Source organism: Robinsoniella sp., from assembly GCF_034124845.1.
Genome location: NZ_JAWYAJ010000399.1, coordinates 1 through 15,951 on the forward strand (window position 1 = coordinate 1; position 15,951 = coordinate 15,951).

Consider the following 15,951-nt stretch of genomic DNA (forward strand, 5'->3'; position numbering starts at 1 on the left):
TAGGTTTGGAAGCATCTGATTCCGTCTGATTTTTAGAATCGCCGGAAGTAGCATTTTTATTACCGTTTTCTTTTGTACTTCCTTCTGACTGTGTTGATTTATCTGTTGTAATCGGATCCGATGGTTCCGGATCTTTTGGTTCTTCATTCAAATCTACCAGATTCTGTTCTTCTTCTTTTGCATTTTGAGACAGTTCCATTGTATAATAGGAAGCTGCTGCTACTCCTCCCACCAGGCACAGACTCAATGCCACAATGGTTCCTTTTTTCTTAAAAAACTTTACAACATCTTTTTTCTGCATATTCTTCACCTCGTACTATTGATCAATTATGTTCAACAATAGCATTGCCAGTTTATGAAAGAATATACAATGTTTGAAAAATCGATTTAAGAATTTACGGCATTGGATTCTGTCTCTGTGGAGTTTTGTTTTTCATTTATCTCGATCGTTACATCTTTAAAATAATATTGCAAAATCTCATCATACGGCTTTCCGGATTCAGCCATTCTCTCCGCACCGTATTGGCTCATTCCCACACCATGTCCCAACCCTTTTGTTGTGATACGGATTCCTTTTTCTACCTGCTCCATCGTAAAGCAGCTGGAATTTAAATTCAGGAATTTGCGGAATTCTTCACCCGGAATTTCGGTGTCACCAATACGGATTTTTGTTATATATCCTGCATCATCGTTGCTTTCAATCTCCATATTGTCCCAGAGATTATTTTTATTTAATTCATCAGTTCCCTGCTGTTCGTTTCCGGATGACTCCGACTGTCCCTGGGTCTCAGCTGGACCCTCTGTCTGTGCCTGGGTTTCCGCTGTACCCTCTGTCTGTGCCTGCGTCTCAGCTGCACTTTCTGTCTGCCTGGTAGTTTCAGATACACTTTCTGTCTGCCTCGGAGTTTCAGATACACTTTCCGACTTTTCCTGGGGTTCTTTTGGCGCTTTCGGTTCTGCCGCCTCGGTTAATATTTCAGTTTCTACTCCTGACAGACCCCCGGATAAAGCATCCGCACCCTGGTCTGCATTCCAGGTTGTGGTGACGTTCTCTCTTCCATCTGCTTTTACATTGAGTGCCGTTTCCTGCTGGTAATCTTCTTCCTCTATTCTGCTTTCTTTGGCTCCTGTATCGGTCTGGTCTGCTGGAATATCAGTGGATACCTCAGTTCCTTCCGGGTAATATGCTTTCATATCCGGATACTGCTCTCTGCATATCCGCAATATTTCATCCGGATCGTACACTTCTGCATGGAGATAACGTTCTGCCTCTACATCCTGTGCGCTCTGTACCGATGCCAGATAAGGATAATTCTGTCTTCCCAGAACATCATTTCCATCTCTTGTCCTTCCGGCACTGATGGCATGATAGGATGCCAAAATCAGATTCCCGTCATAGGTAAGAACCTGTCCGCTTGTTTCCCTGGATGCCCTGCTGAATTTATCACGTATTCCCAGTTCCTCCATTTGATCCACGGTTAAGTACTTGTCTTTCAAAAGCTCCGTTGGGTGATCCTCCAGCATTTTACACAAATTTGTTCTCGCAACCACCATCTGAGCTTTGATTGCCTCTGTCTGATATGCGGATGGAATCTGCAAGGCTGTAACGCCCATTACATAGTCTTCAAAATTAACTTCACGTACTTTTCCGTCTACTTCTACCGAAATAAAGGAATGATCATCTCCTCTGTCCAAATAGGTTTGTCTTATTTTACCCGACATAAGAACCGTAATAACATAAGGCAATAAGAGGACCAGTAAAATTAATGCTAGAATATTTTTTATTTTTTCCTTCATGGCGCACCTTCCTTGTCTTATGTATATTACCGGATTTCTATATTATGCATAAATCAGGGAAATTTTTTAATTATCTGTTTTAAACTCCACTTTTAACTATGCTCTGGGCAACTTATTAAAAAGGAAAAAACAAAAAGCCTGGCATACTTATCTTATTGCAGATAATCCGGTCATCTGCCGAATTGCCCGCAATAAAATTAATATACCAAGCTTTTCATATTAAAATATCCTGCTTGATGAAAAGCAGCTTTTTCTACTCGATTACTACTTTATCCAAATGCCAGATTTCATCCACATACTGCTGAATTGTTCTGTCTGAAGTGAACTTACCGCTGCTAGCTACGTTCAGAATAGCCATTTTCGCCCAACGAGCTTCGTCGCGGTATGCTTCTTCCACCTTCTTCTGTGCCTGTGCATAGGACTTAAAGTCAGCCAGAATAAAGTAGGTATCTGCTCTGTCGCTGCTATTGGTATTTAACAGAGAGTTGTAGATTTCACGGAAACGTTCCGGGTCATCCTTTGCATATTCCCCATTGATCAGCTGCATCAGTACCCTGCGGATATCCTGATCATTGTTAAAATAATCCATTGGGTGATAGCCGCCATTATTCTCAAAGTTAATTACTTCGTCCGCACTAAGCCCGAAGATAAATGCGTTCTCTTCCCCAACTTCTTCAACGATTTCCACATTTGCCCCGTCCATGGTGCCCAGGGTCGGGGCTCCGTTTAACATAAATTTCATATTACCGGTACCGGATGCTTCTTTACTTGCCGTTGAGATCTGCTCCGATACATCCGATGCTGCGAAAATCCATTCCGCATTGGATACACGATAATCTTCAATAAATACCACTTTCAGTTTGCCTTTTATAGATCTGTCATTATTTACAACATCCGCCACTGCATTAATCAGCTTAATGGTAAGCTTCGCACGGCGGTAGCCTGCTGCTGCCTTGGCACCGAATATAAATGTTCTGGGATAGAACTCCATTTCCGGGTGATCTTTAATGGTATTGTATAAATACATAACATGCAGAATGTTCATCAGCTGGCGTTTGTATTCATGTAGCCTCTTTACCTGTACATCATAGATGGAACGGGGATCAATTTCCACACCGTTGTGCTCTAAAATATATTTGGCAAGACGGACCTTATTCTGGTATTTGATGTTCATAAATTCCTGCTGTGCTTTTTTGTCCTCTGCATAGATCTTTAATTTGGAAATCTGTGGCAGGTCTGTAATCCACTCATCCCCAATGTGGGCGGTTACCCAATCAGCCAGCAGCGGATTCGCATGAAGAAGGAATCTTCTCTGGGTAATACCATTGGTCTTATTGTTGAACTTTTCAGGCATCATTTCATAGAAATCCCTTAACTCCTGCTTTTTCAGGATCTCGGTATGAAGCTGTGCCACACCATTTACAGAGTAACCGGCTACAATCGCAAGATGTGCCATCTTCACCTGTCCGTCATGTATGATTGCCATCTTGTTGACTTTATTCTGGTCACCCGGATATTTTCTGCCAACCTCAATGAGGAATCTGCGGTTAATCTCTTCAATAATCTGGTAAATACGGGGAAGCAGCCTGGAAAATAACTCTATCGGCCATTTTTCCAGAGCTTCCGCCATGATAGTATGGTTTGTATATGCACAGGTCTTCGTTGTCACTTCCCATGCTTCATCCCATTCCAGATTTTCTTCATCTACCAGGATACGCATTAATTCCGCTACCGCTACTGTAGGATGGGTATCATTTAACTGGAATGTGACTTTTTCGTAGAATTTCCTCATATTGGAATGTTTTTTCTTATATTTCTCTATTGCTGCCTGTACGCTGGCGGAAATGAAGAAGTACTGCTGTTTTAAGCGGAGTTCTTTGCCGGCATAATGATTGTCATTGGGGTAAAGAACTTCTACAATGTTCCGCGCCAGGTTTTCCTGCTCTACCGCTTTCTGGTAATCTCCCTTGTCAAAGGAATCCAGCTGGAAGTCGTTAATGGCTTCTGCATCCCAGACACGCAGCGTATTCACGATACGGTTGTCATATCCCACAATGGGAATATCAAAAGGAATGGCACGCACGGACTGGCAGCCTTCCTGGATGAAGCGGTTTCTTCTGGTCTCTTCATCATATACCACACGTACATATCCGCCAAATTTCACTTCTTTGGCATATTCCGGACGGCGCAGTTCGAAAGGATTGCCGTCCTTTAACCAGTTATCCGGCACTTCAATCTGAAAACCATTTTCTATTTTCTGTTTAAACATCCCATAACGGTAACGAATACCGCAGCCATAGGAAGAATATCCAAGAGTAGCAAGTGAATCCAGGAAACATGCCGCAAGACGTCCAAGCCCTCCATTTCCAAGCGCTGCATCCGGCTCTTCATCCTCGATTACATTCAGATCAAATCCGATTTCCTCTAATGCCTCTTTCACATCGTTATACTCTGTGAGATTAATCAGATTATTGCCCAGGGCACGCCCCATCAGAAACTCCATAGACATATAATACACTGTCTTCGGGTCATCTTCTTCGTACTGTTTCTGGGTTGCCAGCCAGTTATCTATAATTGTATCTTTAATCGTATAGGACACCGCCTGAAATACCTGCTGTTTCGTCGCTTCCTCAATCGTCTTACGATATAAGGTTTTTACATTAGCCTTAACATCGTTAATAAATGCTTCCTTGTCAAATTTTTTACTCATGAACCATCCTCCTGTTTTCTGGTATATTACACCTTCTCCACGCCCATGGTTACTGTCTCCCCGTTGATGTTCCATTCCTTTACATAGCCGTTTGCAGAGCCTGTCACAATATCATCAGCCAGAACTTCTGACTTAATCTCTTCTCTGTGCTCTTCTAATATTTTTTCAATCTTCTGATTGTCTTTTGCATAAACCACGACTCTGTCTGTCACTTCAAAGCCCGCTTCTTTTCTCATGGTCTGTACCTTACTGATCAGCTCTCTGACGAAACCTTCTTCAATCAGCTCCGGAGTGAGGTTTGTATCCAGCACAACGGTAATTTCGTTATCCTGTTCTGACACATATCCTTCCATCTGCGCTGTCTCAATCAGCAGATCCTCTTCTAATAATACAACCTCAGTTCCGTTTATGTCAAGCTTTATGGAACCGTTTCCGTTCAATTCATCCATGGCAGCATTTCCATCTAACTGGGGAAGCGCCTGGCGGATTCCTCCAAGAAGTTTTCCATATTTAGGTCCCACGGTTTTAAGCTGGGGTTTAAAGCTATAGGAAGTAAAGTTTCTTACATCATTTGTAAAGGTTACTTTTTTGGTATTTAATTCCTCTCTGATGATATCCACAAAGAACTCCGGCAATTCAAAAGGAGCTTTCACAAACATATTTCCAATGGGCTGTCTGTTCTTGATATTCGCTGAATTTCTGCATGCGCGTCCCATAACAACAATTTTCAGGACTTCGTCCATATTTGCTTCCAGGTCTTTGTCGATCTGTGCCAGGTCCGCTGTGGGGAAGTCACACAGGTGAATGCTTTCCGGTGCTGTCTTGTCGATATTGCAGACCAGATTCTGGTAAATATCCTCTGTCATAAACGGAATCATCGGTGCTGCAGCCTTGCATACATTTACGAGAGCCGTATACAATGTCATATATGCATTGATTTTATCCTGCTCCATGCCCTTCGCCCAGAAACGCTCACGGCTTCTGCGTACATACCAGTTACTCATGTCATCTACAAATTCCTGTAAAGCTCTTGCTGATTCCGGAATTTTGTAATTGCCAAGGTTCTCATCTACGGTCTGAATCAGGGTATTCATTTTGGACAGCAGCCATTTGTCCATAACCGGCAGCTTATCATATTCCAAACTATATTTTGCAGCGTCAAATTCATCTATATTTGCATAAAGCACGAAAAATGCATAGGTATTCCAAAGAGTACCCATAAATTTACGCTGTCCTTCCGTTACTGCTTTTCCATGGAAACGGTTTGGCAGCCAGGGAGCGCTGTTCACATAGAAATACCAGCGGATCGCATCTGCTCCGTATGTGGAAAGGGCATCGAACGGGTCTACTGCATTTCCCTTGGATTTACTCATCTTCTGTCCGTTCTCATCCTGAACATGGCCCAGTACGATAACATTCTTATACGGCGCTTCATTAAAGATCAGAGTGGAAATCGCCAAGAGGGAATAAAACCATCCCCGTGTCTGGTCTACCGCTTCTGAAATAAAGTTTGCCGGGAATTGCTGTTTGAATAATTCCTGGTTCTCAAACGGATAATGATGCTGTGCAAACGGCATTGCCCCGGAGTCAAACCAGCAGTCAATTACTTCCGGTACACGATGCATTTCTTTCCCGCAGTGAGGACATTTGATGGTTACAGCATCTATGAATGGGCGGTGCAGTTCGATATCTTCCGGACAGTTATCCGACATTTCTTTTAATTCCGCAATGCTTCCGATGGAATGCATATGTCCACATTCACATTCCCAGACATTCAGCGGCGTTCCCCAATAGCGGTTACGGCTGATTCCCCAGTCCTGTACGTTCTCCAGCCAGTCTCCGAAGCGTCCTTTTCCGATGCTTTCGGGTATCCAGTTAATGGTGTTATTATTTCTGATCAGATCCTCTTTTACAGCTGTCATTTTGATGAACCAGGATTCACGTGCATAGTAGATCAGAGGGGTGTCACATCTCCAGCAGTGAGGATAGCTGTGCTCAAACTGGGGTGCAGAGAATAAAAGTCCTCTTGATTTTAAATCTTCCAGTACGAGGGGATCTGCTTTTTTACAGAACGTTCCTGCCCATGGTGTCTCGTCGGTCATCTCACCCTTGCCGTCTACCAGCTGAAGAAATGGCAGGTCATATCTTCTTCCTACCTGGGAGTCATCTTCACCGAATGCCGGCGCAATGTGAACCACTCCGGTACCGTCAGTTAAAGTAACATAGGTATCACAAGTTACAAAATAAGCCTTTTTCGCCGGTGTGGTAAATGGGAATAATGGCTCGTATTCTTTATATTCCAAATCAGTTCCTACATAGGTTTCCTGAACTTCATAGGTCTCTTCGCCCAGTACCTTATCGCAAAGAGCCTGTGCCAGATAATAAACCGTACCGTCTTCTTTCATGGATACCTTCACATAAGTCTCATTTGGATTTACGCAGAGTGCCACGTTTGAAGGCAATGTCCAGGGTGTGGTTGTCCATGCCAGAATATATGCATCTTCGGCTTTTACCTTGAATTTAGCAATCGCTGAACGTTCTTTTACATCCTTATATCCCTGGGCTACCTCATGGCTGGAAAGGGGTGTTCCGCAACGCGGGCAGTAAGGTACGATTTTATATCCTTTATATAACAGTCCTTTATCCCAGATCTGCTTTAGCGCCCACCATTCGGACTCGATAAAGTTGTTGTCATACGTCACATATGGATGCTCCATATCTGCCCAGAATCCAACGGTTGCAGAAAAGTCTTCCCACATGCCCTTGTATTTCCATACACTGTCTTTACAATATTTGATAAATGGTTCCAGACCATATTCTTCAATCTGTTCTTTTCCGTCCAGACCCAGCATTTTTTCCACTTCCAGCTCAACAGGCAGGCCATGGGTATCCCAGCCGGCTTTACGGGGAACCATCTTCCCTTTCATGGTCTGGTATCTTGGAATCATGTCTTTGATCACACGGGTTAAGACGTGGCCGATATGAGGTTTGCCATTTGCTGTTGGCGGTCCGTCATAGAATGTGTAAGTATCACATCCCTCGCGGTTATCAATACTCTTTGCAAAAATTTGATTGTCTTCCCAGAACTTCTCTGTCTTCTTCTCCCGGTCAACAAAATTAAGATTCGTAGAAACTTTGTCATACATGAATATATTCCTCCTTAAATTTTATACGTCTTTGGGTAATTAAAAATTGCTTTATGCCTGCTGTGCGTTCCAGTCTGCAGGATGAATGTGCCAAAAAAAGCTCCCATCCCTGTAAAAGGACGAGAGCTATACACTTCGTTAACCACCTGTTACAACATACTGACATACGCGTTCCTGTTAACGGCGGAAAACCGTCAGCGCCTACTGTTATTCAGCCTGAAACTCTGAAGTGATATTCCATTTATCCTACTCTTACCGGTCTTCCACCACCACCGGCTCGCTGAAAATTTCGCACCGGATACTCTCCGGCATTATAAATGTACTGTCTTCGTCATCGTCTTTTCTATATATATTGCTAATTTTCATTATATGTAGCACGGAATAAAAAGTCAAGGAGGAAAAAAAATTTGTAAGTTATGCTCATTTCCCCAAGTTTATGCTTTATTTATTTGCATTTTTCCCTATAATCCTATATAATTTGTTATAAACAAATAAATCGTTAAAAGAGGTATTTTAGAATGGGTAGATTTTTTAGTATGGACAATAAGTTCTTCACTTTTATGTCCAGGGTAGCAGACTTGATGATGTTAAACGTTGTATTTCTAATATGCTGTATTCCGGTTGTTACCATCGGAGCTTCCTGTACGGCTATGTATTATGTCACGCTGAAAATGGCGCGTAATGAGGAATCCTATATTATAAAGAGTTTCTTCAAATCTTTTAAGGAAAATTTCAAGCAGAGTACGATTATCTGGCTGATTATGTTCGTAGCCGGTATTATCCTGCTGATGGATTTCCGTATTACCGGACAGATGAAATCCACACTGACTACTGTTATGCGTTATGGTCTTATGGTTGTTGCAGTTGTGTATGCATTTGTATTATCTTACATTTTCCCGATTTTATCCAAATTTGTGAATTCTATTAAGAACACCTTCAAGAATTCGCTGTTTATGTCCATCCGACATCTTCCATATACATTTTTAATCCTGATTGTTGCTGTTGTTCCTGCCGGAGCTACTCTGATGATCCCTATTGTATTTGCCTATGGTCTGATCGTATGGATTCTGATTGGTTTTGCACTGATTGCATTTATTAATTCATATTTCTTCGCGAAGATCTTTGATCATTATATTCCGGACGAAGAAAATGAGGAAAGTATTTCTGACGAGATCCCTGAGATTATGGAACCGACAGCATTTAAGAATTTATCTCCTACAACAGGTTCCACAAAAGAAAAATCTGAATAAATACATACTGATGTATGATTGTATCAGCCAGTCCGGCTTTTGACTCGGACTGGCTGTTTTAATGTTTAGATACCGTTCATCCCGGCTTCTGCAATTGGAAATATTAATACTGCTTTAAACAGATCCCCATCTACACTGATTCGGAATTCACCGCCCTGCATTTCCGTAAGGGATCTTGCAATTGATAATCCAAGCCCGCTGCCTTCCGTACTTCTGGATTTATCCCCCTGTATAAAACGCTCCGTCAGCTCTTCCGCTTCCATATTAAGCAGATATTCGGATATATTTTTAATGGAAAAAACCATCTTTTCATTCACTGTGCGAATTGCTGCATATACTCTGGTACCGGGCATTGCATATTTTACTACATTATTATACAGGTTTTCTATGACACGCCATATCCGTGTATTATCTGCACGTATGATAATGGGATGATCCGGAACGCTGGTGATCAGTTCCAGCCCCCTTGCTTTAAACTGGTCATCAAATTCCCCTGCTGTCTGCAGGATCAGTTCTTTAAAATTAATGTTCATATATTCTAAAAGGATATTTCCGGAACTGATTTTAGATGCTTCCAGCAGATCTTCTGTCAGATACTTGAGCCTCTGGGACTTCTGATCCAGCACTTCTAAATAATTCCTTGCCTTTTGATCTGACAAATCCAGTCTTTTTAGCAGATCTACATAATTGATAATAGATGTCAGGGGCGTTTTAATATCATGGGATACATTTGTAATTAAATCTGTCTTTTGCCTTTCATTCTTCGTATTCTCTTCAATAATAGACTCCAGACTCCTACTCATTTTATTTACGGAATCCGACAGCCTTTTGTTGGAGGGTAAAAATTTAGATCCATCAATCTTATAATCAAAATCTCCATTTAATATGTGCTCTATACCGGTTGAAATTTCATCCTGCTGAACCGTCATCTTTACTAAGTTAATCCCGATAAGCAGCTCTATCAATATTGTCAGGGGCAGACCCCAGACTCCCAGACAGGTAATAAAAATGATTCCCAGGAGGATCACAAGCAAGAATCCAATATACCAGACTAGAATTCTGACGGAAATCTTTCTTCTATAAATCATATGGTACAACTCCCGCCACATGTTCCAGATAAAACTGTATTTTAGTAATACACCACCCTTTACCCGGCGCACCATGCTGCCATACCAAACCACAAACATTCCATTTGCAAAGCCAGCCAGTGAAAACAATACCCCTGCTATTCCAGGGAAAATCCCAAGATTCTGATAGCTCAGATATGCCAGATGTCCACCCAGGGCAATGACCATAACGCTTATAAGTGTCAGCACCTCGATTGGAAAACTGTCTATTTTCATCAGATTAAATTTCCCTTTTTCATATCCTGAGATATTGGTAAAATATCCAATGGAAGAAAGCCAGATGAACATAAAAATGCCGCATACAACTGCAGCCCCACGGCTCCATGGCATCCAGTTCTCATATCGTTCTTTCATATCATAGAATTCATCCTGAACCGGAAATGACGTATCGATTCCGATTATGAAACGGCTGTCGATACAGTTGGGCGAAATCCCTCTTCCCAGATTACTGTATATATTTTTTTTGAATTTCAGATTGGCATCGTACTCCAGATTTTTATAATCCAGCACTACATAGGTTCCCAGACTCAGAATCTGTTCTTCCGACAAATTCGTGTTCCCATAAATTTGTTTATTATTTTTATCGAGAACTATGTATTTTAAATTGGTATTCTTACCGTTAAATTCTACTTTAAGTGTATTATAATGCCAGACATCTTCCCAGATGCCCGCTATTGCAATTTTCAAATGCAGATAAAGCTTGTCCCGGTCCTTTCCCGTCTCACGGGCATATTCCCCGATATCTCTATAACCAATAGGCGAACATGCTTCCTCCATATCCAGTTCTATCCCCTGCTGTGCCCATTGCAACAGATCATGCAGCCGGTAAGTGAGTCCGCCTTTGCGGTTTTCCGTAATATTCTGATGCCGGGCATATTCTTCTATATCAACGATTCTATCTGGATCATAGACCCCGTCTGTCTCAAATTTATTGCAGCCCTCCAGAAATTCATGCAGCTGCCCGATCTTTTCTTCCACCTGGGTCTCATATTTGGCCGTTTCCGGATAAGGCTTACCAAATGCATTCTGAAAGTCCTCCAGGGAAGTCATCATGCTGAGACTGATCATAAAAGAACAGATAATAATAATTAGCGACATGTATTCTACCGTCAGTGTTATGATCTTTCTTGCCGCAAGAAACTCAGTTTCCTTGCCTTTTAATTCCACTTCTTCATTCTTCATCTGCTATACTCTCTACTTTATAGCCAATTCCCCATACTACTTTCAGATACCGGGGGCTTTTGGGGTTGATCTCAATCTTCTCTCTGATGTGTCTGATATGTACTGCTACCGTATTATCGGCACCGATTGCCGCCTCATTCCAGATTTGTTCATAGATCTGGTCTATGGAAAATACCTTTCCTTTATTTTTCACAAGCAGGAGCAGTACGTTATATTCAATTGGGGTGAGTTTTACCGCAACTCCATCTACCGTAACTTCCTTTTCTTCATCATTAATGACAAGGCCGCCCGTCCGATAGATCACCGTGATATCCCCTTTTACATAATTCCCCAGCTTTGTGTAACGCCTGAGCTGGGATTTCACCCTTGCCACAAGCTCCAGTGGATTAAAAGGCTTTGTCAGATAGTCATCTGCCCCATTATTAAGCCCCATTATTTTATCCGTATCTTCCGATTTTGCTGAAAGAATAATAATCGGTACCCCGCTTGTCTTTCTGATTTCCTTTGTCAATGTGATTCCATCCAGCTTCGGCATCATTATATCCGCAATAACCAGATGAATTTCTACCAATTTTAAGGTCTGAAGGGCATACTCCCCGTCCATTGCTTTATAGACTTCATACCCTTCCTGGTTTAAGTATATTTCAACAGCATCCATGATCTCCTTATCATCATCGCAAACTAGTATATTAAACATGCTAACTCCCTATTCTTTCTGGTTCAGAGCTTAATGAACGGTGCCTGTACCAAAATGTATATTCCAGATTTTTAAATCTGCCGGCTTATCCATTGGTGAATGTCCCGGTAAACCTGTGTTTTATCCAGTTCATTCAAAATTTCATGACGATCTTCCGGATAAAGTATGCAGGAGACCTTCTTCATTCCTGTTTGTTTGAATGTCTCCGCCACTTTTTTTACGCCTTTGCCCTGATCTCCTACCGGATCATCCTCACCTGAGACAAACAGGACAGGCATTTCCCTGGGCATACGGTCTAAATATTCCTCATATGTTAATTTATACAATCCGTGAAACAGATTATGATAGGCATTCAGTGTAAATAAAAACTGGCATCTCTCTTCGGCTATATAGGCATCCACTACTTTCTCATCCCTGCACAGCCAGTCCCGGTCTGTCCTTGACGGTTTATAATTCCTGTTGTAACCGCCAAACGCCATTGCATCCACAAGTCTGCTTCTGTACATCCATCCATGCCTTTTTGCCAGAATGGAGGTCAGTACAATGCCTGCTTTGACAACAAATCTCGGCTTATACCCTGTTCCCATAATAATGGTTCCGGCAAGTCCTTCTCCATGGCAGCAGATATACTGTCTGGTCAAAAATGATCCCATACTGTGTCCCAGTATAAAATAAGGAATTCCCGCATTTTCTTTTTCCGTCATAAGCCTGAGTTTATGCATATCCCGGATGAGTGTGCAGTTACCGTTCTCTTTTGCAAAATAGCCATAATATTCTTTTGATTTTATGGAGCTGCCATGCCCCAGATGGTCATTTCCTGTTACCAGAATGCCCCTGTCCGCCAGATATCCGGCAAACTCATCGTATCTTTCTATAAATTCAACCATTCCGTGTGCAATCTGGAGTACCGCCCTGATCTCTCCATCCGGTATCCATTTTACAGCATGAATCTTAGTTTCCTGATCATCTGACAAATAATAAAAATGTTCTTTTACTGACATTCCATCCACCCCATCTCTTAGATTTTACACAAGATATATCTTTTCAGACTCAAAGCAGCACAATAAAACAGTTTTTCCTATAAATAAAACACATTCTTCCATTTCCATACAATAAGCCCATAATATAATATATTATAGCATAGATTAAAGAAAAAAAAATTTAAGAATTACGAAAGATGATTTTTTGACTGTCCTATTTACCTTTTCTATGATATACTTAATATAGTCAATAAACTATAACGGAGGATAATATGATAACAGGAAGCAAGGAATTAATCCGCGATATTAACAGCCATCTTGTTCTGGAATCCATTGTAAATAACGGTCCCATATCAAGAGCGGATCTCGCCAAGGCTCTGGGGCTTACAAAGGCCACTATTTCAGCGATTGTCCAGGTTTTGATTGATGAGCACCTGGTTATTGAAATCGGCAGCGCACAGACATACAAAGGACGAAAGCCAATCCTTCTGGATCTTAACCAGTCCGGCGGACATGTAATTTCACTGGATGTCAGTGTGGATTACATCACGGTACTTACCTCGGACTTAAAGGGAACCCATTGCTTTGTGAAACAATACAAAAATAAAGGATGCAGCCAGGAGTTTCTTCCTGTTTTGATTCCCATTATTGAAAAAACCATAGAGGAGCTGACCCCTTCTGTTCATGGTGTCATTGGTATCAGTATCGGTATCCACGGCGTTGTTCATCATAATCACGTGATGTTCACCCCTTACTATTCCATAAAAGAGGATAACCTTTCGGATGCCTTATCCGAACATTTTCATGTACCTGTCTATATGGACAATGAAGCTAACCTTTCCGTTCTGGGTGAACGTACTTTTTATTTCAATTACCCGAATATTATTAACCTAAGCGTACATTCCGGTATCGGTATGGGCATTCTGATCGATGATCAGCTCTACACAGGTTATAACGGCTATGCCGGGGAATTCGGACATACCATCATCGTTCCGGACGGACGCCCCTGCCCCTGCGGCAACCATGGATGCTTTGAGCAATATGCTTCCGAACGGGCAATTCTTATGGATTACGCCAAGCGCAAAGGCATGGAAGAGGTATCTATAGATACATTGATCCGGGCTTACCAGGCGCAGGACAATGACGCAAGAGAGGTTATTTTGCAATTTGTAAAATATATGGCAATCGGTATTAATAATATCCTGAATACCTTTAATCCCAACCTGATTATTATTAACAGCTCCTTTACGATGTATATCCCGGATATTACAACGCAGATCCAGGATTCCCTCTGCAACCGCATGGATAAATACTGTACCATCCTGCCATCCGGGCTTCAGGATACGGCTATTTTGCTGGGCGGCGCCTGTGTGGTCATTAAGAACTTTCTTGGAATTGATAAATTAGTGCTAAAACCATAAGAAAACCGGGAATAAAGGAGACATGATGCTTTCTTTATTCCCGGTTTTCTTTATCTCCGATTTTTCATATTCTGCAAACAGCTTATTCTTTTGCTGAAATGATATTACTGAGCCTAGCAAATTCACCAAGCGTAAGCGCTTCGCCACGGATGGTTGGTGAAACCCCAAGTTCGGCTATTGCTTCTGCAATAATTTCCTTGGAAATGGTTATTTCCGGTGAATTATTCAGTCCGTTCACCAGCGTTTTTCTTCTCTGATTAAAAGATGCACGAATAATGCGGAACATCAACCGCTCATCCTTTACGTCAATTGGCGCCTCTTTGTACGTGGTCAGGCGTATTACGGCGCTTCCTACTTTGGGACGGGGCATAAAGCAGTTGGGGGGTACATTGGCAACAATATATGGTTCTGCATAATACTGCACCGCCAGTGACAGTGCTCCATAATCCTTGCTGCCCGGTCCGGACTGCATTCTCTGTGCCACTTCTTTCTGTACCATGACGGTAATGCTGTCTATGGGTACATGACTTTCAAACAATCCCATAATAATAGGCGTTGTAATATAGTAAGGAAGGTTCGCCACTACTTTCACCGGCCTGCCTCCGTTTCGCTCCATAACAAGCTGTTTTATATCCAGCTTCAGGACGTCTTCGTTGATGACCGTAATATTATCGTACCCGGACAGCGTATCCTCCAAGATGGGAATCAGCGCTTTATCAATCTCTACTGCTGCCACCTCTCTTGCGGCTTCCGCCAGATACTGGGTCATGGTTCCGATGCCCGGTCCGATTTCCAATACAAAATCATCCTTTGTTATATTGGCTGAACGGATAATTTTATCCAATACATGACCATCGATTAAGAAGTTCTGTCCAAACTTTTTTTGAAACGCAAATTCATATTTTTGAATGACCTCTATGGTTTTCTGGGGATTTGACAATTTATCCATTTTTACACCCATTGCATATTACAGAGCCGGTCTGCAATACTGCCACAATAAAAGTTGAAAGAAGCACACTGTGGCTTCCTTTCCATATCTTAATTTTCTTTCAACCTACACCTCCTGCATGCCGCAGACAATTCCATGGCACTGTACCAATGGAAAGTGTAAAAAAATTTAATTTTTCACACTTACCTCTTTTATACGATTTGGTACATCTTCAATGCATTTTCACAGGTTTTTTCTTCTACTAATTCTTTTGACACGCCTTTGATGCGTGCTATTTCTTCTATTATATAAGGCAGATACAGGGATGAATTCCGTTTTCCCCGATTTGGGGCGGGTGCCAGATATGGGCAGTCTGTTTCTATTAAGATCTGCTCCAGAGGCACATATTCTGCAACTTCTTTCATCACTCTGGCATTTTTAAAGGTAACGACACCGCCGATCCCGATAAAATATCCCATATTAACATAATCCCGCGCCATTTCCCTGGAATTGGAAAAACAGTGGATTACGCCTCCTGTGCTTCCGGCATGTTCTGCTTTCATGATATCGAAAGTATCTTTTCCTGCATCCCTGCTGTGAATAATCACCGGAAGACCTGCTTTTTTAGAAAGGGCAAGCTGTCTTACAAACCATTCTTTTTGAAGATCCCGGGACTCCTTGTCCCAGTAATAATCCAGACCAATCTCTCCTAC

At 41.9% G+C, this 15,951-nt stretch carries 11 protein-coding genes; 2 read left to right on the plus strand and 9 right to left on the minus strand.

All coding sequences use genetic code 11. The features are described 5' to 3' along the window. From ACH2DQ_RS19920 to ileS, 4 genes are all read right to left on the minus strand, one after another. The coding region (locus tag ACH2DQ_RS19920) for a hypothetical protein (RefSeq protein ID WP_395028008.1) at nucleotides 1-301 on the minus strand (301 nt) is incomplete at its 3' end. An 86-nt stretch (nucleotides 302-387) separates the two neighbouring features. Beyond that, a complete protein-coding gene (locus tag ACH2DQ_RS19925) occupies nucleotides 388-1,797 on the minus strand; it encodes a SpoIID/LytB domain-containing protein (protein WP_394914819.1) in 1,410 nt (469 codons plus the stop codon). Nucleotides 1,798-2,050: 253 nt separating this feature from the next. After that, nucleotides 2,051-4,507, minus strand: a complete 2,457-nt coding sequence (locus tag ACH2DQ_RS19930) for a glycogen/starch/alpha-glucan phosphorylase (RefSeq protein WP_394914820.1) — start codon at nucleotides 4,505-4,507, stop codon at nucleotides 2,051-2,053. A gap of 26 nt (nucleotides 4,508-4,533) precedes the next feature. After that, entirely contained in the window at nucleotides 4,534-7,653 is a 3,120-nt protein-coding gene (gene ileS / locus ACH2DQ_RS19935; protein WP_394914821.1) for an isoleucine--tRNA ligase, read from the minus strand. Nucleotides 7,654-8,171: 518 nt separating this feature from the next. On the opposite strand from ileS, the gene ACH2DQ_RS19940 reads away from it, so the two are divergent. After that, nucleotides 8,172-8,903, plus strand: a complete 732-nt coding sequence (locus ACH2DQ_RS19940) for a YesL family protein (RefSeq protein ID WP_394914822.1) — start codon at nucleotides 8,172-8,174, stop codon at nucleotides 8,901-8,903. Nucleotides 8,904-8,968: 65 nt separating this feature from the next. Here the strand turns inward: ACH2DQ_RS19940 and ACH2DQ_RS19945 are convergent, their stop codons facing one another. The 3 genes from ACH2DQ_RS19945 to ACH2DQ_RS19955 all read right to left on the minus strand — a co-directional run bounded on the left by ACH2DQ_RS19945 (nucleotide 8,969) and on the right by ACH2DQ_RS19955 (nucleotide 12,910). Next, nucleotides 8,969-11,212, minus strand: a complete 2,244-nt coding sequence (locus tag ACH2DQ_RS19945) for a sensor histidine kinase (RefSeq protein ID WP_394914823.1) — start codon at nucleotides 11,210-11,212, stop codon at nucleotides 8,969-8,971. Beyond that, a complete protein-coding gene (locus ACH2DQ_RS19950; RefSeq protein ID WP_394914824.1) occupies nucleotides 11,202-11,909 on the minus strand; it encodes a response regulator transcription factor in 708 nt (235 codons plus the stop codon). Before ACH2DQ_RS19950 ends, ACH2DQ_RS19945 begins: the two co-directional genes overlap by 11 nt. 71 nt (nucleotides 11,910-11,980) lie before the next feature. Continuing rightward, nucleotides 11,981-12,910 carry an alpha/beta fold hydrolase gene (locus ACH2DQ_RS19955; protein WP_394914825.1) on the minus strand — a complete coding sequence of 310 codons (930 nt, stop codon included), beginning with the start codon at nucleotides 12,908-12,910 and terminating at the stop codon, nucleotides 11,981-11,983. A gap of 251 nt (nucleotides 12,911-13,161) precedes the next feature. Here ACH2DQ_RS19955 and ACH2DQ_RS19960 point away from each other — a divergent pair, with 251 nt between their 5' ends. Next, nucleotides 13,162-14,310, plus strand: coding sequence for an ROK family protein (locus tag ACH2DQ_RS19960; RefSeq protein ID WP_394914826.1), 1,149 nt, complete (start codon nucleotides 13,162-13,164; stop codon nucleotides 14,308-14,310). Nucleotides 14,311-14,392: 82 nt separating this feature from the next. Here the strand turns inward: ACH2DQ_RS19960 and rsmA are convergent, their stop codons facing one another. Further along, nucleotides 14,393-15,259, minus strand: a complete 867-nt coding sequence (gene rsmA, locus ACH2DQ_RS19965; protein ID WP_394914827.1) for a 16S rRNA (adenine(1518)-N(6)/adenine(1519)-N(6))-dimethyltransferase RsmA — start codon at nucleotides 15,257-15,259, stop codon at nucleotides 14,393-14,395. 191 nt (nucleotides 15,260-15,450) lie between these two features. Then, nucleotides 15,451-15,951, minus strand: a 501-nt coding sequence (locus tag ACH2DQ_RS19970; protein WP_395028012.1) for a TatD family hydrolase, incomplete at its 5' end; no start/stop codon positions are given.

Bases quoted from the DNA above. Each gene is read 5' to 3' on its own strand.
- ileS (WP_394914821.1), bottom strand. From the start codon at position 7,653: ATGTATGACAAAGTTTCTACGAATCTTAATTTTGTTGACCGGGAGAAG.
- ACH2DQ_RS19960 (WP_394914826.1), top strand. From the start codon at position 13,162: ATGATAACAGGAAGCAAGGAATTAATCCGCGATATTAACAGCCATCTT.
- ACH2DQ_RS19945 (WP_394914823.1), bottom strand. From the start codon at position 11,212: ATGAAGAATGAAGAAGTGGAATTAAAAGGCAAGGAAACTGAGTTTCTT.
- ACH2DQ_RS19950 (WP_394914824.1), bottom strand. From the start codon at position 11,909: ATGTTTAATATACTAGTTTGCGATGATGATAAGGAGATCATGGATGCT.
- ACH2DQ_RS19940 (WP_394914822.1), top strand. From the start codon at position 8,172: ATGGGTAGATTTTTTAGTATGGACAATAAGTTCTTCACTTTTATGTCC.
- ACH2DQ_RS19925 (WP_394914819.1), bottom strand. From the start codon at position 1,797: ATGAAGGAAAAAATAAAAAATATTCTAGCATTAATTTTACTGGTCCTC.
- ACH2DQ_RS19930 (WP_394914820.1), bottom strand. From the start codon at position 4,507: ATGAGTAAAAAATTTGACAAGGAAGCATTTATTAACGATGTTAAGGCT.
- ACH2DQ_RS19955 (WP_394914825.1), bottom strand. From the start codon at position 12,910: ATGTCAGTAAAAGAACATTTTTATTATTTGTCAGATGATCAGGAAACT.
- rsmA (WP_394914827.1), bottom strand. From the start codon at position 15,259: ATGGATAAATTGTCAAATCCCCAGAAAACCATAGAGGTCATTCAAAAA.